Genomic DNA, 22,030 nt, shown 5'->3' on the forward strand with positions numbered 1-22,030 from the left:
CCTCCGGGCCTCTCCCTTGTTAAGGAGAGGCCCGGAGGGGGATTACAAACGGCTATAGCCGTATCGGTTTGATATTCCAGATTTCTTCCGCGTATTCAGCGATCGTTCTGTCCGACGAAAAGTAGCCCATATTGGCAATGTTATGCACGGTGCAGCGCGTCCATTCGTCTTCATTGCGGTACAGTTCATCCACCCGGTCCTGCGTATCCACATAGCTGCGGTAGTCCGCCAGCAGTTGATAGTAGTCGCCAAAGTTCACCAGCGAATCAAACAGGTCGCTGTAGCGTCGGGTGTCCTCCGGGCTGAAGATCCCCGTCGCGATCTGCGTCAGCACCCGATGCAACTCATCATCGTTATTGTAGTATTCACGCGGGTTGTAACCATTTTGCCGCAGATCTTCCACTTCATCCGCCGTGTTGCCGAAGATAAACATGTTTTCTTCACCAATATGCTCCAGCATTTCAACGTTCGCGCCATCCAGCGTGCCGATGGTCAAGGCGCCATTCAAGGCGAACTTCATGTTGCTGGTGCCGGACGCCTCGGTTCCCGCCAGCGAAATCTGCTCGGAGAGATCCGCCGCCGGAATAATGATCTGCGCCAGGCTGACGCCGTAGTTGGGAATAAACACCACTTTCAGACGATCGTGCAAAGCCGGATCGTTGTTGATCACCTTCGCCACGTCGTTGATCAGATTGATAATATGCTTCGCCATGTAATAGGCCGACGCCGCTTTGCCGGCGAAAATCGCCACCCGCGGCACCCGATCAAGTTCCGGATCGTCCTTGATGCGGTTGTAGAGCGTGATAATGTGCAACACGTTCAGCAGTTGCCGTTTGTACTCATGAATGCGCTTAATTTGCACGTCAAACAGCGCTTCCGGGTTGACGACAATATTCAGGTTTTCCGCAATGTAGTCAGCCAGACGTTCTTTATTCTCCAGTTTGGCCTGACGGACTTTCTGCACAAAAGCCGGGTAATCAATATGCTGCTTAAGCTCGCTTAGTTGACTCAGGTCGGTACGCCAGTTATGCCCGATGGTCTCGTCCAGCAGTTTAGATAACGGACGATTCGCCAACGCCAGCCAGCGTCTGGGAGTTACGCCGTTGGTTTTATTACAGAAGCGGTTGGGGAACAGTTTGGCGAAGTCGGCAAACAGCGACTGCACCATCAGATCTGAATGCAACTCCGACACCCCATTCACTTTGTGACATGCCACCACCGCCAGCCAGGCCATGCGGACTTTACGCCCGTTGGTTTCTTCAATAATGGAAACCCGCGCCAGCATATCGTTGTCGCCGGGAAACTGCTGTTGGACGAAGGCCAGAAAATGCTCGTTAATCTCGAAAATCAATTGCAGATGGCGCGGCAGAATCTTGCCCAGCATATCCACCGGCCAGGTTTCCAGCGCTTCCTGCATCAGGGTATGGTTGGTATAGGAAAAGACCTGAATAACCACGTCCCAGGCGTCCTGCCATTTGAACTTATGCTCATCAATCAGCAGGCGCATCAATTCAGGGATCGCCAGCACCGGGTGGGTATCATTCAGGTGGATGGCGAATTTCTCCGCCAGATTGTCGTAGGTTTTATGCATCATCCAGTGGCGGTTGAGAATATCCTGCACCGTGGCGGAAACCAGGAAATATTCCTGACGCAGGCGCAGCTCGCGCCCTGAATAGGTTGAATCATCAGGATAAAGCACCCGGGATACGTTTTCCGAATGGTTTTTATCTTCAACCGCCGCGAAATAGTCGCCCTGATTGAATTTACCCAGATTGATTTCATTACTGGCCTGCGCGCTCCACAAACGCAGCGTATTGGTGGCATCGGTGTCAAAACCGGGAATAATCTGGTCGTAAGCGCAGGCGATGACCTCTTCGGTTTCCAGCCAGCGGGCTTTGGTGCCCTCCTGTTGAATACGCCCGCCGAAGCGCACTTTGTAACGCGTGCTGTGACGGGGGAATTCCCACGAATTGCCATATTCCAGCCAGTAATCCGGCGACTCCGCCTGCTGCCCGTTAATGATATTCTGCTTGAACATGCCGTATTCATAACGGATACCGTAGCCGCGCCCCGGCAGCGCCATAGTGGCTAACGAATCCAGAAAACAGGCCGCCAGCCGCCCAAGGCCGCCATTGCCTAAGCCGGGATCGTTCTCTTCCTGTAAAAGCTCATCCAGCTCCAGCCCCATACCATCCAGCGCGGCTTTTAAATCGTCGTACAACCCCATCGCCAGTAACGCATTGGATAACGTGCGCCCCAGCAAAAACTCCATGGAAAGGTAATAGACCTGGCGGACATCCTGCGACAGTTGCGCCCGGTTAGAGCGTAGCCAGCGCTCAACCATGCGATCGCGCACCGCCAGCAAAGTGGCATTCAGCCAGTCATGCTTGGTAGCGATGGCCGGATCTTTACCCACGGCGAACATGAGTTTGTAAGCGATAGAGTGTTTCAACGCTTCCACACTGAGCGTTGGTGAAGCATAAATAAACGGCGTGTTCATAATATTCATTCCCCAGTGAGTGTCACGATACCCGCCTTCGTTCAAGCCGACGCACTCCGGCGTCTTGAAAGCCATCAGGTATATAAGCGTTGATACAGCGTACGATAAGCCTGCGCGGCCACCTGCCAACTGAAGTCCATCGCCATCGCCTGACGCTGTACGTAGCGCCAGAGCGTCGGACGGGCCCACAGTACAAATACGCGACGAATTGCCCGGGATAGCGATCCAACGTTGCAATCGTTAAACACAAAACCACTCGCCAGACCGTCCGCCAAATTTTCCAGCGAGCAGTCCGCCACCGTGTCCGCCAGACCGCCGGTACGGCGCACCAGCGGCAACGTGCCATATTTCAGTCCATACAGCTGCGTTAACCCACAGGGTTCAAACCGACTGGGCACCATGATGACATCCGCCCCGCCGATAATTCGGTGAGAAAATGCTTCGTGATAACCAATCTGCACCCCGACCTGACCATGATATTTTGCGGCGGCGGCCAGAAACCCTTCCTGTAAAGCCGCATCCCCCGCCCCCAGCACCACCAGTTGTCCGCCCTGATCCAGCAAATCAGGAACCGCGCTCAATGCGACATCCAGCCCTTTCTGGCTGGTAAGACGACTGACGATGGCGAACACCGGCGCTTTGTCATCCACTTTAAGCCCCATCGCCGTTTGCAGATGCCGCTTATTTTCCGCCTTGTTTGCCAGCACATCCCGGCTGTAATGGCTGGTCAATAAGGGATCGTGCGCCGGATCCCAGATGGCGCCATCAACCCCGTTGAGAATGCCGGATAAACGCCCTTCCTCTTCACGGGTTTTCAATAGCCCTTCCATGCCGTAACCGTATGCCGGCAAGGTGATTTCATGTGCATAGGTCGGGCTGACCGTGGTGATGTGATCGGCGTAATACAGCCCCGCTTTGAGATACGAAATCTGCCCATAGAACTCCAGCCCATAGACCTGAAAGAAATCCGGCGGCAGTTGCAGCTCAGCCATATGGCGGGCATTAAACAACCCCTGATAGGCTAGATTATGGACGGTAAATACCGATTTTGCCGGATGATTGCGGGCCGCCAGATAGGCGCAGGTCAACCCGGCGTGCCAGTCATGGGCATGTACCACGTCAGGCCGCCAGTAATGATCCAGCCCGCAGGCTATTTCACTCCCCATCCAGCCCAGCAGCGCAAAACGTAAATAGTTGTCCGCATAGGCGTACAACGCAGGATCGTGATAAGGGCTGCCCGCGCGCTGGTACAGCGCCGGCGCATCAATCAGATAGATACCGACGCCGTTAAAATGACCGTACAGCAGGGTGACTCGCCCGGCGAACGTGTCCAGCTCACGCACCACCTGCGTATTGGCGATCCCTTTTTTCAGATCGGGAAACGCCGGCAATATGACCCGGACATCCATGCCGGCCTCAATCTGCGCCGCCGGCAACGCCCCGGTCACATCCGCCAGTCCCCCGGTTTTCAATAGCGGAAACAACTCTGAACAAACGTGTAATACCTGCATTATCACTCCTGTTTTAACCGATGGTTTTGCGCGGAGAAGACGACGTGAAGACGCATGTCCGGTTGCCCATTACTGGTTTTCCAGCATCGCCCTCGTCACCAGCACAATCCCCTCTTCCGAGCGATAAAACCGACGTTTATCTTCTTCTGCATTTTCACCAATGACCGTGCCTTCCGGGAGTTGGCAGGCACGGTCGATGACACAGCGGCGTAAACGACAGGAGCGCCCGACGGTGACGTCCGGTAACAACACCGTTGAATCAATGCTGCAAAACGAATTCACCCGCACCCGGGGAAACAACACCGAATGCGTCACCACCGAGCCGGAAACAATGCTGCCGCCGGAAACCAGCGAGTTCATGGTCATACCGTGGCTGCCGGAATGATCCTGCACGAACTTCGCCGGCGGCAACGACTCAATCGCCGAGCGAATCGGCCAGGTACGGTCATACATATCCAGTTCCGGCGTCACCGACGCCAAATCAAGATTGGCCTGCCAATAGGCTTCCAGCGTACCGACATCCCGCCAGTAAGGTCGCCCGCTCTCGCCCGACGTCACGCAGGACAGGGTGAACGGATGTGCCCAGGCCGAACGCTGCGCGACAATTTTCGGGATCAGATCCTGACCAAAATCGTGATTGGAATCTGACGCGTTGAGATCCTCTTCCAGCAGGCGATACAGGTAGTCCGCATTAAAAACATAGATCCCCATGCTTGCCAGCGCCATCTCCGGGTTATCCGGCATCGGCATCGGTTGCTCCGGTTTTTCCGCGAAATCGAGGATACGGTGCTGTTTGTCGACGCTCATGACGCCAAAGGCGCTGGCCTCTCGCAGCGGTACGGGCAGGCAGGCCACGGTGCACTCCGCCCCTTTTTCGACGTGGTCGATCAGCATGCGTGAATAATCCATCTTGTAGATATGATCGCCTGCCAGTATCACCACGTATTCCGCCTGATAACGGCGGATAATATCCAGATTCTGACACACCGCATCGGCGGTGCCGCGATACCAGTGTTCGGTGGCGTTACGCTGCTGCGCCGGCAGCAGATCGATAAACTCATTCATTTCCACATTCAGGAAAGACCAGCCGCGCTGAATATGTTGCACCAGCGTATGCGACTGATACTGCGTAATCACGCCGATACGCCGTATGCCGGAATTGAGGCAATTGGACAGGGCAAAATCGATAATGCGGAATTTGCCGCCAAAATGAACGGCGGGTTTGGCTCTCAACGCCGTCAAACCTTTTAAACGTGTTCCCCGGCCGCCGGCCAAAATTAACGCCACCGACTTCAGCGGTAATTGTCTTGCCAGCATCAGGGGATCGTTCTTGTCGTTATTCACCATGGCTAACTCCTTTTTATTTATCTTGTAAGGATACAGACCGCTTGTGCATTCCCTTGCCATATCCCATCGCTGATATGATGCTCTTGCTCATCAAACGGTGGCGATACCTCCCACTGTCCCGCCGGCAGGGTGAAATCTCCCGGGCGCACGCTGGCGTTAATCACCAATAGCCAGCGCTCGGACAGCAGAATCTGTAGCTGGCGTTCCCCCTGCTCCCACTGCCGCGGGGTCAGCGGTTGACCGTTGATATCCAGCCATTGCACGGCGTTATCGCCCTCCCGCCACCATTCTTCCTGCCGCAACGCCGGTATCGCGCGGCGCAGCCGGATTAACCCGGCGGTAAAGCGGCTCAGGGCCTGGTCGGCGTCATCCCAGTGCAGCCAGGTCAGTTCGTTGTCCTGACAATAGGCGTTGTTGTTGCCCCGCTGGCTATGCCCCAGCTCATCCCCGGCCAGCAGCATGGGGGTTCCCTGGGATAACAACAGCGTCGTCAGCAACGCCCGCTGGCTGGCGCGACGGCGCCGTTGCGTCTCTTCATCGGCGTCCGGCCCTTCCGTGCCGTGGTTATGACTGAAATTACCGTCAGTGCCGTCGCGGTTATCCTCGCCGTTCGCCTCATTGTGTTTATGGTTAAAACTGACCAAGTCGCGCAGGGTGAAACCATCATGGGCGGTCAGTTTGTTGACCGAGGCGTAAGGCAGACGCTGGCGATGCTGGAAGATGTCGCTGGAGGCGGCAAAACGGCGGGCAAAAACGCCCAGCGGGATATCGCCGTGCAGCCAGAAGCGGCGCATGTCATCACGATAGCGGTCGCTCCATTCGGCAAACGGCGCGGGGAATTGCCCCAGTTGATAGCCGCCGTGGCCCAGATCCCACGGCTCGGCGATCAGCTTACAGCCCTGAAGCCGCCGATCGTTTTGCATTGCGGCGAATAACGGCGCGGAAGCGGTGAAATCAGGGGTGCGCCCCAACACTGTCGCCAGATCGAAACGGAAACCGTCAACGTGGCAGACGTCGCGCCAGAAGCGCAGACAGTCCATCACCCAGTCGATAACCGCCGGATGATTAAGCCGCAGCGTGTTGCCGCAGCCCGTCCAGTTGTGATACTCGCCCTGCTCGTTCAGCCAGTAATAGCTGCGGTTATCAATGCCGCGCAGGGAAAGCGTCGGCCCTTCCACATCCAGCTCGGCGCTGTGGTTGAACACCACATCCAGAATGACTTCGATACCGGCTTTGTGCAGGGCTTTTACCGCGTCCCTGAATTCGTTCAGGGCGTCTTCACCGGCGGCCAGACCGTTATCCGCCGCAAACGGCAGCAATACGTTATAGCCCCAGTAATTACGCAACCCCAGCCGTTGTAGCCGCGGTTCGTCGACATGTTGCTGGACGGGAAGCAACTCCAGCGCGGTAATGCCCAACGTTTTCAAATAATCGATAATCGCCGGGTGGCCCAGCGCGACATAGCTGCCGCGCATCGCCTCCGGGATATCGGGATGCAGTTGGGTCAGCCCACGCACGTGAGCTTCGTAAATGACGGTCTGTTGCCAGGGGGTCTGCGGGTAGCTGTCGTCCTGCCAGTCGTAATCCTCATTGGCGACGACGCACTTGGCCATCACCTCCGCGCTGTCGCGCTCATCACGCCGATCGACGCCGCCTTGCAGGCATTCGTCATCGACGACCCAGCCATCCAACTGACGGGCGCAAGGGTCAAGCAACAGTTTGTGCGGATTAAAACGTAAGCCGCGCGCCGGCTCAAAAGGGCCGTCCACCCGGAAGCCATAGCGTAATCCCGGCTGCCCGCCGGGCAGATAGCCATGCCAGATGTCGCCGCTGCGCGCGGTCAATTCCAGCCGTTGCTCCTGCTGGCGTTCATCAAACAGGCAGAGTTCAACCCGCTCGGCATCCGCCGAAAACAGCGCAAAATTGACGCCTTCGCCATCAAAGTGCGATCCCAGCGGAATAGGGCCGCCCGCCTGCAATACCGTCATTCATACCTCCCTCTCCAGATACAACGTCGCCAATGGAGGAATGGTCAGCACCAGCGATTGCGGCCGCTGATGACTACCGATATCTTCGCTGTGCACCGAACCGCCATTACCCAGATTGCTGCCGTGGTAGTACTCGGAGTCTGTATTGACGATCTCCCGCCAGCAGCCGGGCTGATTTATACCGATGCGATAGCCGTAGCGCGGCACCGGAGTAAAGTTGCTGACCACCAGAATTTCATTGCCCTGCTCGTCACGGCGCACAAAGGCGAACACCGAGTTTTCGCTGTCGTCCACCACCAGCCACTCGAACCCCTGCGGCTGGAAATCCAGCTGATACAAGGGCGGCTGCCGGCGATAGCAGTGATTGAGATCGCGCACCAGATGCTGAACGCCGCGGTGCCAGCCTTCCGGTTCGTCCAGCAGATGCCAATCCAGGCTGGCGTCGTAATTCCATTCGCGCCCTTGCGCAAACTCACATCCCATAAACAACAGCTTTTTACCGGGATAAGCCCACATAAAGCCGTAGTAAGCCCGCAGATTGGCGAATTTCTGCCAGGCGTCGCCGGGCATTCGGTCAAGCAGCGAACGCTTGCCGTGCACCACCTCATCGTGCGAGATCGGCAAAACGAAATTTTCGCTGTAGGAATACAGCATGCCGAACGTCAGCAGATGATGGTGATATTTGCGATGAACCGGATCGAGCTGCATATAAGACAGGGTGTCGTGCATCCAGCCCATGTTCCACTTGTAGTGAAAACCCAGGCCGTTGCAGTCGGGCGGCAACGTGACCCCGGGATAGTCCGTCGACTCTTCCGCGACGGTAATCGCGCCGGGAGAGGCATGACCCAGCATCTGATTGGTATAACGCAGGAAAGCAATCGCTTCGAGGTTCTCTCTGCCGCCATAGTAGTTCGGCACCCACTGCCCTTCATTGCGGCTATAGTCGCGGTAAATCATCGATGCGACGGCATCCACCCGCAGCCCGTCGATGCCATAGTGCTCCATCCAGAACAGGGCGTTGCCTGCCAGATAGTTACGCACCTCATGGCGACCATAGTTGTAAATCAGGGTGTTCCAGTCCTGATGATAGCCTTCACGCGGGTCGGCGTACTCATACAGCGCCGTGCCGTCAAACTGCGCCAGACCATACTCATCGCCGGGGAAATGCCCCGGCACCCAGTCCAGCAGGACGTTAATGCCCGCGTCATGAAAGGCGTCGATGAATTTTCTAAACTCTTGCGGCGTGCCAAAGCGGCGCGTCGGCGCATACAGACCGAGCGGCTGATAACCCCAACTGCCGTCAAACGGATGCTCATTGATCGGCATCAGCTCGATATGGGTAAACCCCATCTCTTTCACATAGGCGATAAGCTGTTCCGCCAGCTCCTGATAGCTGAGCCAGAAATTGTTATCCGTATGCCGCCGCCAGGAGCCGAGATGCACTTCATAAATGGAAATCGGCGCCTGTAGCCCGTTCGCCTGACGGCGCGCGTCATCAACCGGCACTTTCTCCGGCAAAGGCGCGATCAGGGAGGCGGTATCAGGACGCATTTGCGCTTCAAAAGCATAGGGGTCGGCTTTCAGACGAACGTTGCCGTGGCAATCGATCATCTCATATTTATACAGTTGCCCGGCGGTCACGGCGGGAAGGAACAACTCCCAGACACCGTTTTCTCTTCTAAACCGCATGGGATGACGGCGCCCGTCCCAGAAATTGAACTGCCCGACGACGGAAACACGTTGGGCATTCGGCGCCCAGACGGCAAAACGCGTCCCTTGCACGCCATCCAGCGTGGTCAGATGCGCCCCTAAACGCTCGTAGGGACGTAAATGCGTGCCTTCCGCCAACAGCCAGATATCCAGGTCCTGCAACAGCGGGCCAAAGCGATAGGGATCTTCAATCAGCCAGGTCTGCTGCTGCCAGGTGACTTCAAGCTGGTAGCGAAAGGTCTTTTTGCGACGGGGCAACACGGCATAAAAAAACCCCCGCTCATCATAGCGCTCCAACTGCGCCACCTTACGGCCATTACCGCTCTCAACCACCCACACGTCCTGAGCATCGGGCAACAAGGCCCTCACTTCGATTCCCTGTGTGGTTTGGTGCATTCCCAAAAGCGAAAATGGATCAGCGTAATGCCCGTCAATAAGTGAATTAATCGCATCGGAAAAATCTGGCATGGTATCCATCCTCTGATTAACCATTTGAATTAAATAAATATGTTATATAAAAAAGTCATGACGATGCGATTACACCCCCCGGTACAATTAAAAAAATCAATAAAAAACAGAAAGATAGAAAAACAACCAATCATTGAATTTGTAAAAAAATAATTTACAGCGTGAAATAAATCATTTAATAACAACCTACTATTTAGCGTAGCCAAAGAATGATGAAATATCTGAGACGCCGCCAAATTTTTTCCGTTTATATTTATACAAATAAGTTATGGAAAAATATTTTGGCCTATATTGCGCCGGTTCAATTCGCCACAAACGGAAAAACGCTATCTTCCTGACATAATTGAGCCGATGCCCTGGTAAATGATTGGGGAGCTAATGCCTCGCCTCATGCTGCAACTTCAGGCAAGAAGGGTATAATCCGCCGGAGTAAATATAATTAAGAGTGATTCCCCATGGTCAGCCAGGTCGATCTGATTCTTTCGTTACTGCAACAGATGTGCGTTTATCTGGTTATCGCCTATCTATTAAGTAAAACTCCGTTATTCATTCCTTTGATGCAGGTCACTATCCGCTTGCCCCATAAGCTGGTGTGCTATCTGGTTTTCTCCATGTTCTGCATCATGGGCACCTATTTCGGTCTGCATATTGATGACTCCATCGCCAATACCCGGGCCACCGGCGCGGTGTTGGGCGGGATGCTCGGCGGCCCGTCGGTCGGCTTTCTGGTCGGGCTGACCGGCGGACTGCATCGCTACTCCATGGGGGGGATGACGGCGCTGGCCTGTATGCTGTCGACGATTGTCGAAGGCCTGATTGGCGGGCTGCTGCATCGCTATCTGGTGCGACGCAATCGCATTGACCTGCTGTTTCAGCCGATGGTGGTCGGGTTGACCGCGCTGGTGGCTGAAATACTGCAAATGGTTATTATCCTGCTGGTGTCGCGCCCATTCGGCGACGCCGTGGAACTGGTGAAAGACATCGCTCTGCCGATGATGATCACCAATACTATCGGCTCCGCCATGTTTATGCGTATTCTGCTCGACAGACGCGCTATTTTTGAAAAATATACGTCCGCCTTTTCCGCCAAGGCATTGCAAATCGCCGCCCGGGCCGAAGGGGCGCTGCGCCAGGGCTTTAACGCGCAAAACAGCATGCGCGTCGCCCGTATTTTGTATGAAGAGCTGGGCGTGGGGGCCGTCGCCATTACCGATCGCGAAAAACTGCTGGCGTTTATCGGACTAGGCGACGACCATCATAAGGTCGACTCCCCAATCACCTCCCGCCATACCCATCGGGCCATTGAAAAGAATCAGGTGGTCTATGCCGATGGCAATGAAGTGCCATACACCTGTTCGATTTCTCCCCATTGCAAACTGGGTTCGACGCTGGTTATTCCGTTACGCGGTGAAGAACAACGCGTTATCGGCACGATTAAGCTGTATGAACCCAAAAACAAACTGTTTTCCAGCATCAACCGGACGCTGGGGGAAGGGATCGCCCACCTGCTCTCCGCGCAGATTCTGGCCGGACGGTTCGAAGGACAAAAACAGCTGCTGGTGCAATCGGAAATCAAGCTGTTACACGCTCAGGTTAACCCGCATTTCCTGTTTAACGCGCTCAACACCTTATCCGCGGTGATTCGCCGCAACCCTGACCATGCCCGGCAGTTGGTGCTATCCCTGTCGACATTCTTCCGCAAGAACCTAAAACGCAGCAATGATGAAGTGTCGCTCAGCGACGAACTGGAACACGTCAATTCTTATCTGGAAATCGAGAAAGCGCGTTTCGCCGATCATCTGACCGTGGAAATCACGCTGCCAGACGAACTGCTGGAAGCGCGATTACCGGCGTTTTCCCTGCAACCGATTGTCGAAAACGCCATCAAGCATGGTATTTCACAAATGCTCGAATGCGGTCATATCCATATCAACGGGCGCCTGCACGCCAATACGCTGGAGTTGACGGTGGAAGACAATGCGGGCGCCTATCAGCCCCACAGCGGCGGCGACGGACTGGGCATGAACCTGGTGGATCGACGGATTAAAGCCCGCTACGGCAACCGCTATGGCATTACGGTGGTCTGCGAAGCCGATAAATTCACCCGGGTCGAGGTACGCGTACCGTTGATTTCACCGCGCAAGGCGCTGGCGGATAGTGAAAAAGCGGCCTGATGTCATTGCCCCATTAAAAACAATCTGAACATAACCGAAGAGAGCCGAGCGACGATTTAATCGCCGCCGGCTCCCTGCTTATCCAGCACGTCACGCAAAAAATCGCCCAGATAGTTGAAGGCGGCCACCACCAGCACAATGGCGAGTCCGGCAGGCAGCATGTGTTCCGGGTGCGTCAGCATCACGTCTTTCGCTTCGCCCAGCATCGCGCCCCACTCCGGCGTCGGCGGCTGAACGCCAAGTCCGATAAAAGACAGCGCCGACAGCAGCAGGATCACCGCGCCGCTGTCGGTGGTCGCCAGCACCGTCATTTCGGCGGCGGTGACCGGCAGCACATGCCGCAGGATGATATGCCGCGATGGCCCGCCGATAATTTTAGCGTAATGAATATAATGCTTATCGCTATATTGCAGCACGATGCCGCGGATCATCCGGGCGTACCAGGCCCATTTCACCAATAATACAGCCAGAATAATATTCTCCAGCCCCGGCCCCAGGATCCCCACCAACGCAAAGATCATCACTTCGCCGGGAAAGGACAGCATCACATCGGACAAGCGCATCAGAGCCGTATCAACGCGCCCGCGAAAATAGCCCGCCAGCATGCCAATCAACATGCCGAGCGCCAGCGTAACCGCCATCGCCAGCAGCGATACCCACACCGTGGCGCGAATACCGTATAACAGGCGGGAAAACACGCACCGTCCCAGACGGTCGGCGCCCAGCGGATAATACCAGCTGATGGCATGATATTTATCACGCCATGACACCAGCAAAGGATCGTGCGGGGCAATCCACGGCGCCAGCAGCCCCGCCAGCAGAATTACGGCGAGAAAAATCAGACACGCCAGCGCCAGTCGATCCCGCTTCAGCCGCAACCAGAGATGCCGCGTCATCCGGCGATACCGTGACGCAGACGTGGATCGAGCCACATTTGCAGGATATCAATCAGGAAATTCGCCGCCACAAACAGCAGCGCCATTAACAGCACATAGGCCTGAATCACCGGGTAATCACGGTTGAAAATAGCGCTGACGCACAGACGCCCCAGACCGGGCCAGGAAAAGAGGTTTTCGATAATCAGCGTGCCGGCCAGCAGCCTGGGAATACTCATGCCAAGCGCCGCCAGCGGCGAGTAGAGCGCGTTAATCAGCACATGCCGCCACAGGATACGCCACGCCGTCAACCCGCGGGTATTGGCATAATCGACATAAGGCTGGTTAAGCTGCCCCAGCATATTGTTGCGTAGCAGACGAACATAAGTGCCGATATATCCCAGCGCCAGCGTGAGCGCCGGTAATATCACCGCGCCGGGTTGCTGAATACCGCCGGCGGGCAGCCAATCCAGCCTGACCGCCAGCAGCCAGATAAGCAGCAGACCAATCCAGTAATTCGGCATGGCGGTGAGTAAAAAAAGCAGGCTGCGCAGCAGCTTATCCGGCCAGCGCCCTCGGGTTGCCACACACAGCATAGCCAGAGACAGCGACGACAGCAGGATCATGACCAGCGCAGCGGTCGCCAGCCGTAGCGTGGCCGGCAATGCTTGCATTAGCTCGCGCCCTACGCTGGCGCGGGTGACGAACGACGTGCCGAAATCCAGATGCAGGCTGCGTTGCAGCCAGGAAACGTATTGTCGCCAGAGCGGTCGATCCAGACCTAGCTCATGGCGCATCGCGGCAATGGCTTCATCGGTGGGCACGATCATATTCACCCGCAGCGCGACTTCGGCGGGATCGGACGGAGAAAGTTGAATCAGCGCAAACGCAACCCATGATATCGCCAGCAACAGCGGCACCATCATCAGCAGCCGGCGGAGGATATAGCGCGTCATCACCTCTCCCCTAACCTAACGCAACGACATCTTTTCAAATGGAATTTCATACTGCGAGGGATTGAACGTCACGCCTTGCAAATGGGGACTGAATACCGCTTTGGTACGGAAATAGGTCAAAGGAATGTAGACCCCTTCCTGCGCCAGCGTGAGCAATATCCGCCGGTAAAGCGCCCGGCGTTGCGCGTCATCCGGCGTAATCAACACCCTGCCAATCAGCGCATCCAGCTCAGCCTTGTTCGCCAGCCCCTTTTGCCCCTGATAGTCGGCATGGGCGGGTATACGAAACGAGGAAACGTAAGACTGCGGATCGTAAGGTTTTCCCCAGGACAAGGAATATTGCAGATCGAAATCGCCGGATTTTTGCCGATCGAGATAAGCCTGCTTTTCCTCGCCGATCGGCGTGACATCCACCCCGATCCGCCGAAAATCGCTTTGCACCACCTCGGCGATCTGCCGCTCGCCGGCGTTACTGGTGTTGTAAGAGAACACCAGCCGCAGAGGCCGTCCCTGCTTCTCACGGATCGTCCTGCCCGCGGGCAACCGCCATCCCGCCTCGTCCAACAGCGCGCCGGCCTTCGCCATGTCGTAGCGATAGACAGGCAGGTCGGCGATGTCGGCATAAGGAACATTACGGGACAGCAGCGTGTCCGCCACGCTCTCACCGCCCGCCATCACCCCTTCCGCAATCGCCTGCTTGTCCACCGCGTACTGCAAAGCGAGGCGCACCCGGCGATCGGCGGTGATTTCCCGACTGCTGTTCAGTATCAGCGCGCGTGAGGCGACCGGTTCGCTGATGGCGGAATGAAATTTGCCCGCCGCCTGCAACGCCGCAAAATTATCGCTGTCGATCATGTCGCCATCTGCGCCGAAAATCAGCTGAATATCGCCCTTTTCCAGGGCCAGCAACATACTTTGTCGATCCGGGATCGTTTTCCAGACCACGCTTTTCAACTGCGGCGGCGTTCCCCAGTAATGCGGATTGGCGTTAAACACCGCATACTGATTTTTCACCTGTTCCGCCAATAGCCACGGCCCCGTGCCGGCATAGCCGCTAACGCCGTTTTTAGTCTGACCATCGATAAAATTTTTAGGCGAGATAAATCGGAAAGGACGCGTCAACCCCAACTCCACCAGTGTGGGATAATAAGGGTTTTTCAGGTGTACGACGAAAGTGCCGTCATCCACCACCTCCGTTCGTTCAATCTGCCGCACCAGTTCCAACCAGGCATGACGCTGATAGTTCGCCAGGATGGCGTCAAAATTCTGCTTCACCGCCTGCGCATCGAATTTCTCACCGTCGCTGAACGTTACGCCCTGACGCAGATGAAAAATATACCGCTTACCGTCCGGCGATATTTCCCAGCGTTGCGCCAGCCACGGCTGAACGCCCTGCTCGGTATTGACGACCAGCGGCTCAAACACCATATTTTGCGCCGCCATCTCACCGCTGTAGAGGTGCGGATTAATATCGCGAATATCTTTGGTGCTGGCATAGTTCAGCGTGTTATCCGCGGCTAATGCCCCGCAGGCCATTAAACCAAGCAGCATGCAACATCCGGCTTGCACACACTGGAAAAAGGCCGCACGCCAAACGGTTCGAATGCCTATCATCTCTTTCCCCGCGGCTATTTCTCCGCACACACCAGAAACATCGGCGTCGAGGCGTAATTCACTTTTTCCGTCTCGTCCCACAGTTCATCGCCCACGCGGGTATCCAGCATAATCTTGCGGTAGCCGCACTCGAGCAATGCCTGCGTATCCCACTGCGGACGGCGTTCACGGCTGAGCGGCAACTGGCGGGCGATATTTTCCATCGCGGTGGTATCGGTGTCGACATAGTGATCGTCCAGCCCCAGATAGCGCGCATTGGCACGGTCTTGCAGATAGCCAAGCCGACTCGTCTCATCAAACAGTTGCCGATACCAGTTGGCGTCAAAGTTCACCAACCGTCCCCCGGCGGCCAGCACCCGGTGCCATTCCTGATAGGCGCATTGCGGATCGTCCAGATTCCAGGTCACATTGCGCGTGACGATCAGATCAAAGCTCTCATCCGCAAACGGCAGCGCATGCACATCCGACAACACCAGGTTCACCTCGACGCCGTACTGCGCCGCGTTCTCGCCGGCCTGATCCAACATCGCCTGCGTGATATCCACCGCCGTCACCTGATGCCCGGCCAACGCCAGCGTGATGGCAAAGAACCCCGGCCCGGTTCCCATATCCAGCACTTTCAACACCGGTTTATCCGGGGCATATTGATGGATTTTTTTCAGCCAGGCGGCGCGTTTGGCGTTGGCCAGCTCGGCGGCATTCAGTTGACTGTAGCTCGCGGCGCGGGATGTCCAATAGCACTGCACATCATCCAATAGCTCACGATTTTCATTTTCGACAAGGAGTTGGCTCACGCGGATCGTCCTGTTAAAGCATTCAGACCAGCATGTACGCCATCAGCAGCACACCGGCAACGAACGGGAATGGATTCTCTTTATGTCCGACTTATAACAGATAGAATTGGCTAATTTAACCGCAGGGTATGAACTTTATAAAAAAGTTCATACTTTTTTGATCTGGCTTAATTTAGGCCGCCCAGGCGGGAGACGTTTCTAAGCGCTAGAAAGAAATGAATATCATTTCGCGAAGGTAATAATGAAGATAGTTTTACAATCTGGCGCTTATTGATAGGCCACAACTGCCAACCTGACGACCGCTATAACCTCCTAACTCAAACTTTCAGAATAAATGCAAAATCTGCGTAACTTCTTGCTCAAATTTGGCTTAGGGAAAATTTAATTTAAGGAAATTTCCTTAAAAAAACAAAAAGATAAAATTTTGCATGGTCATTGCTATACGAGCCGGTGCAATCAAGCACCTGTTCAATCAACGTTTTTAATCAACAAGGAGCAAGACCATGCCAACCCCATGTTATATCAGCATCGAAGGGAAAACTCAGGGCAATATCACCGCCGGCGCCTTCAGCGTGGACAGCAACGGCGATTTGACGTTGCAAAGCGGCAGCAAACTGACATTGCGGGTTGGCGGCAGCTTTGTCGTGTTACACGCAGGCGGCGTGGATATCAAAGGGCCAGTTATTAACCTGAACTCCGGGGGCAGCCCGGGCGATCTGGCGTTGCCGGCGGATCCGGCGATTTTGAAGGCGGCCGCGGCTCAGGGGACGATGTTTGTGGCTCATTGTCCGCCAGAGGAGAAGAAGGATGAGTGAGTCGACAAGCTGGGCAATCGTCGATACCGCAGCGGAACCTGAATTGTTCTCTATGTTGGAACAATGGGATCCGCCACATGTCAGTTTATACACCCAGCCTGTACAGGAGGAAATTGGGCATTTGGCGCCGTATCTGGTACAGATAAATGAAGCGGTGCTGCTCTGGCTGACGCGGCGGGAAACAGCCTGGGGGATCCTGCTGGAAAGCAAGGCGGAAATGAAAGTGTTACGTCAGCATCTGCGTAAATATCTGCATGTGAAGATCCCAGGAGAGGAAAAACCGGTGTTTTTCCGTTTTTATGACCCGCGTAATATTTGGCCTCTGTTGGCAATACTTTCTCCCTGGGAGCAACACGCATTTTTAGGTCCAGTAGAGGCAATAACGACAAACTGGAAAGGGATACAGCGGTGTGAAAATTTTGCGGCCTTAAGAGCAAAATTTCCTGCGGGAAGTACTTCCCGGCGAAAAATAATGCGGATATCGTCAGAGCAAATGGATAAACTGACGCTGATTTTTGAACAACGTTATGTCGAAGATCTGGTCGGGAAAATCGAAACCTGGCGCAAGGGCGAAAGCCAAATTGGCGCGCAAAAGGTTGGTGAAATATTTCGTTGGCTGAAGCGGCAAGGAATAACGGATGACCGAAGTATTCGCGGATTGTTCTATTTGTTTCATGAACGGGGATGTTTGGCGCTGGAAAATATACCCGAAAATTTCAGGGTCGTTCTCTGTGCAAAAGAAGAACAAGGCGTATTCAAAGCGGAAACACTTTTACTTCAGGAATTGGGTAATGTTCCCCTGTAATAACAAGGAAAAGATATGCTCAGTTTAACGGCAGGGTCACCAACGTGTAATTGCAAAAACCCGGACACATGTATTCATTCTCTCTTAAGGTCAAAGATCGCGTTTTTACCTACAAGCAGGATAACTTTATTGCCGCGGTAGAAACCATAGATGAAGGGAATAATGGCGTTCCCGTTTCACTTTCGCTGACGGGAAAGCAATGTGTTTCACATAATCCTTTATGTCCCCAGGGGGTCATTTACAATCTTGAACACAGTCACTCACTTAAATCCTTTAACCAGGGAATAACCGATTATAACGCGCGTTATGACTCCAATGATGTTCAGTTTATTGAAGCATATGATTCAATAGACTTTCTGGTGGATTATGTTCTGGCCAAAAATATCAGGGAGGTTTTGCCGCAAACGTCATACCTGTTACGTGTCGGCCAGTGCCGCGGCGAACCTTTCGTCAGTAAGCCTCTCAGTTTTATGGATGGTATTTCACAGATATTTAATTTCGCCCCCAGGGATGCGCTCTGGACATACATTACCACCTATGCGGAATTTAAATGGGAAGCCAATCTGACGATCGCAGCCGCTCAGGAGGTGACGGAATATACCGACAAAGAATTAAGGAAGCAGCAGAAGACCCACAATGCGGATAATGGACTGGCGCAGCGCAGACACCGCGGATGGACGAAGCGCCCTCGCTACTCAATAGAGAATTCACTGGAGATTGAGGGAACGCTGACATTTAACGACCATGATTATTCCGTTACCTTAAAGAAGGATTTTGAGCGGAAAGCGAAAAAAATTTCGTTGCTGAATAAAGCCGTGAAAACGCTTGACCTGGTCAGTATCACGCTCTCAACAACGAAAGACAAGAGCGCGAAGATAACGTTGCTGGATACCGAAATCATCTATCCCGCGCTGGAGATTAAAAGCAGTGGTGAATTAAAGGAAGATACCGCGTCGAATACTATTTATTATATCGAAAGACAGTTATCGCTTGGCCTGGCTCCCCTGATAGGAATGAAAATGACATTGGATTTGTTCCAGGCATTTGCCGCATGGTATCACGCGGATGTGCTGCTGGCGGCAGTCCGGGAAGGGTTGATGTCGCAAGAGCAGGCATATGAAGAAGGTCATAATGCTGCGTTTTTTGGCACCAAGTTTCAGTTGGTTGCCGAGGGTAAAGTGGATTTCACGCTCACATTCGTGTCTGATGCGGAAAATAAGTGGAAGTGGCAAAAAGCTGATACGGCAGAAGCTAAGCTGTCGTTGACACTTGACGCTAATGTCCGCGCAGGCGTACGTTTTTATATTGCAGAAGGCGCTTTAGAGATCGGTGGCAAGGCGATCGCGGAAGGATGTTTAGGTTTAGATGACACTGCAAAAGATAAATTGGATTTGGTATTTTATCATAACGGGATTACGGCCAAGGTGTATGTGAGTTATACGGCTGGGATATCTTTGAATCAGGGTGGGACTGATGGTCCCCGTAGATTTCCTGGAAAAAACTCAACCAGCCAACCCATTAACAAAAATGAACAATTTGAGAAGGAGTGGATCATTCATGGTCGGTTGGAAAAAAACAATTCAAAATATCGGTTTAATTTTATTTGATGGGGCTTTTTGTTTTTTATTATTGGTGGTTTTTCCAGTTAGGGCTGATGAAATGAATAGTGAAAAATATCTTTTTTCTTTCAAAACTTATAAAAGTTCATGCCTTTTGCGTGTAAATAACTTTCCTGCAATTGACAATGCTACTATTTATTCTGGAACAATGTCGGCAGGTTTTAATTTTACGGCATTTTTGGAAAATGGCGCCAATGATATCGAACTATTAATGGGGCCGCAGAATATTGAAGATTCCAATACCCTGTTTACGGATTCGTCCTGCCAGGTGATCATCAGCAAGGAGACGAGAAATACCAGTACAGAAATAGCAAATTTTACATTAAGCGTGAATAATCAAGGTAAAATTACGGCGAATGGGTCAGCTAACTATACCAGCGGGGTCTCAAGTGGGATCTTTAATACAGAAATATGGGAAGGCTATACTAATGATGAAAATGATTATGACATGTATAAGCTCAGAAGCAATCTAATACTTAGAGACTTACCGAGATGGTCCTGGGTGAATGCGACTCCGGTGACGGAACGTGACCTCCTGAAAATCAGAAAAGCTTATGCGGATATTTGGCTGATGATGAAAGAGCGTGATATCGAAGGCCTAAAACAAATCACACGGATCTCTAATCAGGAGATGGCATTTGCCGAAGGGGTTACAACCGGGATGATATTTATTTCTACCGGCTTTCCTCAACATGTTATTAATAAACAGTTATCGCCTATTCCTATAGTATGGGATGAGTATGAATTGATAACATATCGAGGCGGGCGTCTTTTTCGTCTGGGGGCCGGGTTCTTTCAAGTTTCACCATTACAATTCAAAGATTCTAAGGGTAATGTTGTTTTTAGTTATAACCCCTATTTTTCCATAATTGACGGCAAGGTAACATTGGTCAGGTAATCCATGATGGCGAAGCTGTAGTGAGCTACTTAGTACTACTATTAAAACAAATAGATTAAAATAAATATATTCATTATTATGTTGAAAATAAAATATCATAATTTAAGTTTTCCATTACTTAATATGGCCTTATTTTCACTATTGGCGTTATACTTTTATATCAGAGCCATTCTCTGTGCAAAAGAAGAACAAGGCGTATTCAAAGCGGAAACACTTTTACTCCAGGAACTGGGTGATGTTCCCCTGTAATAACAAGGGCACGCTCTCAACAACGAAAGACAAGAGCGCGAAGATAACGTTGCTGGATACCGAAATCATCTATCCCGTGCTGGAGATTAAAAGCAGTGGTGAATTAAAGGAAGATGCCGCGTCGAATACTATTTATATTGAAAGACAGTTATCGCTTGGCCTGGCTCCCCTGATAGGAATGAAAATGACATTGGATTTGTTCCAGGCATTTGCCGCATGGTATCACGCGGATGTGCTGCTGGCGGCAGTCCGGGAAGGGTTGATGTCGCAAGAGCAGGCATATGAAGAAGGTCATAATGCTGCTTTTTTTGGCACCAAGTTTCGGTTGGTTGCCGAGGGTGAAGTGGATTTCACGCTCGCATTCGTGTCTGATGCGGAAAATAAGTGGAAGTGGCAAAATGAAGATGCGGCTGAAGCTAAGCTGTCATTGGCTCTTGACGCTAATGTCCGCGCAGGCGTACGTTTTTATATTGCTAATGGTGCTTTAACGATTGGTGGTAAAGGTATTGCGGAGGGATGTTTGGGGTTATATTCTCCTGAGAAAGATAAATTGGATTTGGTATTTTACCATAACGGAATTACGGCCAAGGTATATGTCAGTTATACGGCTGGAATATCTCAAGGATCGAAATCGGGTTCTGATGAGGAAAACGAAGTTTTTGGAAGTGTATCTAGCAAGCCAAAAGCTAACCGAAATAATAAATCCGAAAAGGAGTGGATTATTCATGAAAAGTTGGAAAAGAAAAATTCAAAATACAATATTAATATTTTTTAAAAGCATTTTCATTATCATTTTTATGACTGTTTTCTCAGTTAAGGCTAAAGAAGTGATTAATACTAAATATCTATTTTCTTTTAACTCACATAAGAGTTCATGCATTTTAAGAGTTAACAATTTCCCCGCTATTGATACTAGTAATGCTGAGCAAGGTACGATGTCGGCAGGGTTTAATTTAACGGCATTTTTAGAAAATGGCGCCAATGATATCGAACTGTTAATGGGCCCTCAGGATCATAAAGATCCTAACACCCTATTTGCGGATTCGTCCTGCCAGGTGATCATCAGTAAAGAGACGGAAAATACCAGTACAGAAATAGCAAATTTTACATTAAGCGTGAATAATCAAGGTAAAATTACGGCGGATGGGTCAACTAACTATACCAGAGCGGTCTCAAGTGGGATCTTTAATACAGAAATACGAGAAAACTACACTAAGGATGAAAAAGATCATGGTCTGTATAAGCTCAGAAGCAATATAATACTGAGAGACTTACCGAGATGGTCCTGGGTGAATGCGACTCCGGTGACGGAACATGACCTTCTGAAAATCAGAAAAGCCTATACGGATATTTGGCTGATGATGAAAGAGCGTGATATCGAAGGCCTAAAACAAATCACACGGATCTCTAATCAGGAGATGGCATTTGCCGAAGGGGCTACAACCGGGATGATATTTATTTCCAGCGACTTTCCCCAGCATGTTATCGATAAGCAACTCACTCCTCTTCCAATTGAATGGAACAAATATAAGCTGATAACATATCGTGGCGGGCGTCTTTTCCGCTTGGGGGTTGGTTACTTTCAAAATTCGCCACTACGATTTATAGATGCTTATGGCGACATTGCTTTTGCTTACAACCCCTATTTTTCCATAATTGACGGCAAGGTAACATTGGTCAGGTGATTATTAATGATGACAATCTTAT

At 52.4% G+C, this 22,030-nt stretch carries 15 protein-coding genes and 1 pseudogene; 7 read left to right on the forward strand and 9 right to left on the reverse strand.

Annotated features, from left to right (window positions below):
* Positions 1 to 52 precede the first annotated feature (52 nt).
* The 5 genes from glgP to glgB form a co-directional block, all read right to left on the reverse strand.
* On the reverse strand, positions 53 to 2,500 hold the full coding sequence (gene glgP / locus JG725_RS14235) for a glycogen phosphorylase (RefSeq protein WP_172291331.1): 2,448 nt from the start codon (positions 2,498 to 2,500) through the stop codon (positions 53 to 55).
* 74 nt (positions 2,501 to 2,574) lie between these two features.
* Positions 2,575 to 4,011, reverse strand: coding sequence for a glycogen synthase GlgA (gene glgA / locus JG725_RS14240; RefSeq protein WP_199378578.1), 1,437 nt, complete (start codon positions 4,009 to 4,011; stop codon positions 2,575 to 2,577).
* A 69-nt stretch (positions 4,012 to 4,080) separates the two neighbouring features.
* On the reverse strand, positions 4,081 to 5,358 hold the full coding sequence (glgC, locus tag JG725_RS14245; RefSeq protein ID WP_172291333.1) for a glucose-1-phosphate adenylyltransferase: 1,278 nt from the start codon (positions 5,356 to 5,358) through the stop codon (positions 4,081 to 4,083).
* A 17-nt stretch (positions 5,359 to 5,375) separates the two neighbouring features.
* Entirely contained in the window at positions 5,376 to 7,346 is a 1,971-nt protein-coding gene (gene glgX / locus JG725_RS14250; protein WP_199378580.1) for a glycogen debranching protein GlgX, read from the reverse strand.
* Entirely contained in the window at positions 7,347 to 9,524 is a 2,178-nt protein-coding gene (gene glgB / locus JG725_RS14255) for a 1,4-alpha-glucan branching enzyme (protein WP_199378582.1), read from the reverse strand.
* 455 nt (positions 9,525 to 9,979) lie between these two features.
* Between glgB and JG725_RS14260 the strand changes: the two genes are divergently transcribed.
* Positions 9,980 to 11,698, forward strand: a complete 1,719-nt coding sequence (locus JG725_RS14260) for a sensor histidine kinase (RefSeq protein WP_172291336.1) — start codon at positions 9,980 to 9,982, stop codon at positions 11,696 to 11,698.
* Between the two features lie 56 nt (positions 11,699 to 11,754).
* On the opposite strand, the gene opp1C is transcribed toward JG725_RS14260, so the two are convergent.
* The 4 genes from opp1C to JG725_RS14280 all read right to left on the reverse strand — a co-directional run bounded on the left by opp1C (position 11,755) and on the right by JG725_RS14280 (position 15,937).
* Positions 11,755 to 12,594, reverse strand: a complete 840-nt coding sequence (gene opp1C / locus JG725_RS14265) for a nickel/cobalt ABC transporter permease (protein ID WP_199378585.1) — start codon at positions 12,592 to 12,594, stop codon at positions 11,755 to 11,757.
* Entirely contained in the window at positions 12,591 to 13,529 is a 939-nt protein-coding gene (opp1B, locus tag JG725_RS14270; RefSeq protein WP_199378587.1) for a nickel/cobalt ABC transporter permease, read from the reverse strand. Before opp1B ends, opp1C begins: the two co-directional genes overlap by 4 nt.
* A gap of 15 nt (positions 13,530 to 13,544) precedes the next feature.
* A complete protein-coding gene (gene nikA, locus JG725_RS14275; RefSeq protein ID WP_233356433.1) occupies positions 13,545 to 15,080 on the reverse strand; it encodes a nickel ABC transporter substrate-binding protein in 1,536 nt (511 codons plus the stop codon).
* A 77-nt stretch (positions 15,081 to 15,157) separates the two neighbouring features.
* Entirely contained in the window at positions 15,158 to 15,937 is a 780-nt protein-coding gene (locus JG725_RS14280) for a class I SAM-dependent methyltransferase (protein WP_199378591.1), read from the reverse strand.
* Positions 15,938 to 16,494: 557 nt separating this feature from the next.
* Here JG725_RS14280 and JG725_RS20830 point away from each other — a divergent pair.
* The 6 genes and pseudogenes from JG725_RS20830 to JG725_RS14310 all read left to right on the forward strand — a co-directional run.
* A pseudogene (locus JG725_RS20830) lies at positions 16,495 to 16,752 on the forward strand (type VI secretion system tip protein VgrG); the annotation flags it as partial.
* On the forward strand, positions 16,745 to 17,557 hold the full coding sequence (locus JG725_RS14290) for a DUF4123 domain-containing protein (RefSeq protein WP_199378595.1): 813 nt from the start codon (positions 16,745 to 16,747) through the stop codon (positions 17,555 to 17,557). The pseudogene JG725_RS20830 and the gene JG725_RS14290, both read left to right, overlap by 8 nt.
* Positions 17,558 to 17,625: 68 nt before the next feature.
* Positions 17,626 to 19,164 carry a hypothetical protein gene (locus JG725_RS14295; protein WP_233356434.1) on the forward strand — a complete coding sequence of 513 codons (1,539 nt, stop codon included), beginning with the start codon at positions 17,626 to 17,628 and terminating at the stop codon, positions 19,162 to 19,164.
* Entirely contained in the window at positions 19,115 to 20,074 is a 960-nt protein-coding gene (locus JG725_RS14300; protein ID WP_199378597.1) for an IdsF, read from the forward strand. Before JG725_RS14295 ends, JG725_RS14300 begins: the two co-directional genes overlap by 50 nt.
* Positions 20,075 to 20,309: 235 nt before the next feature.
* Positions 20,310 to 21,098: a hypothetical protein gene (locus tag JG725_RS14305; protein ID WP_199378599.1), complete on the forward strand. Its 789-nt coding sequence runs from the start codon at positions 20,310 to 20,312 to the stop codon at positions 21,096 to 21,098.
* Positions 21,049 to 22,008: an IdsF gene (locus JG725_RS14310; RefSeq protein WP_199378601.1), complete on the forward strand. Its 960-nt coding sequence runs from the start codon at positions 21,049 to 21,051 to the stop codon at positions 22,006 to 22,008. The genes JG725_RS14305 and JG725_RS14310 overlap by 50 nt, the downstream gene beginning before the upstream one ends.
* The last annotated feature ends 22 nt before the right edge of the window (positions 22,009 to 22,030 follow it).

This window comes from Brenneria sp. L3-3C-1 (assembly GCF_016456245.1).
In the GTDB taxonomy this organism is placed as follows: domain Bacteria; phylum Pseudomonadota; class Gammaproteobacteria; order Enterobacterales; family Enterobacteriaceae; genus Brenneria.

What these genes read in the sequence shown, in the direction of transcription:
- glgA (WP_199378578.1), bottom strand. Translation starts at nt 4,011, where the DNA reads ATGCAGGTATTACACGTTTGTTCAGAGTTGTTTCCGCTATTGAAAACC.
- opp1B (WP_199378587.1), bottom strand. Translation starts at nt 13,529, where the DNA reads ATGACGCGCTATATCCTCCGCCGGCTGCTGATGATGGTGCCGCTGTTG.
- JG725_RS14305 (WP_199378599.1), top strand. Translation starts at nt 20,310, where the DNA reads ATGTTCCCCTGTAATAACAAGGGCACGCTCTCAACAACGAAAGACAAG.
- nikA (WP_233356433.1), bottom strand. Translation starts at nt 15,080, where the DNA reads ATGCTGCTTGGTTTAATGGCCTGCGGGGCATTAGCCGCGGATAACACG.
- JG725_RS14260 (WP_172291336.1), top strand. Translation starts at nt 9,980, where the DNA reads ATGGTCAGCCAGGTCGATCTGATTCTTTCGTTACTGCAACAGATGTGC.
- glgB (WP_199378582.1), bottom strand. Translation starts at nt 9,524, where the DNA reads ATGCCAGATTTTTCCGATGCGATTAATTCACTTATTGACGGGCATTAC.
- opp1C (WP_199378585.1), bottom strand. Translation starts at nt 12,594, where the DNA reads ATGACGCGGCATCTCTGGTTGCGGCTGAAGCGGGATCGACTGGCGCTG.
- JG725_RS14310 (WP_199378601.1), top strand. Translation starts at nt 21,049, where the DNA reads ATGAAAAGTTGGAAAAGAAAAATTCAAAATACAATATTAATATTTTTT.
- glgX (WP_199378580.1), bottom strand. Translation starts at nt 7,346, where the DNA reads ATGACGGTATTGCAGGCGGGCGGCCCTATTCCGCTGGGATCGCACTTT.
- glgP (WP_172291331.1), bottom strand. Translation starts at nt 2,500, where the DNA reads ATGAACACGCCGTTTATTTATGCTTCACCAACGCTCAGTGTGGAAGCG.
- JG725_RS14295 (WP_233356434.1), top strand. Translation starts at nt 17,626, where the DNA reads ATGTATTCATTCTCTCTTAAGGTCAAAGATCGCGTTTTTACCTACAAG.
- JG725_RS14290 (WP_199378595.1), top strand. Translation starts at nt 16,745, where the DNA reads ATGAGTGAGTCGACAAGCTGGGCAATCGTCGATACCGCAGCGGAACCT.
- glgC (WP_172291333.1), bottom strand. Translation starts at nt 5,358, where the DNA reads ATGGTGAATAACGACAAGAACGATCCCCTGATGCTGGCAAGACAATTA.
- JG725_RS14300 (WP_199378597.1), top strand. Translation starts at nt 19,115, where the DNA reads ATGGTCGGTTGGAAAAAAACAATTCAAAATATCGGTTTAATTTTATTT.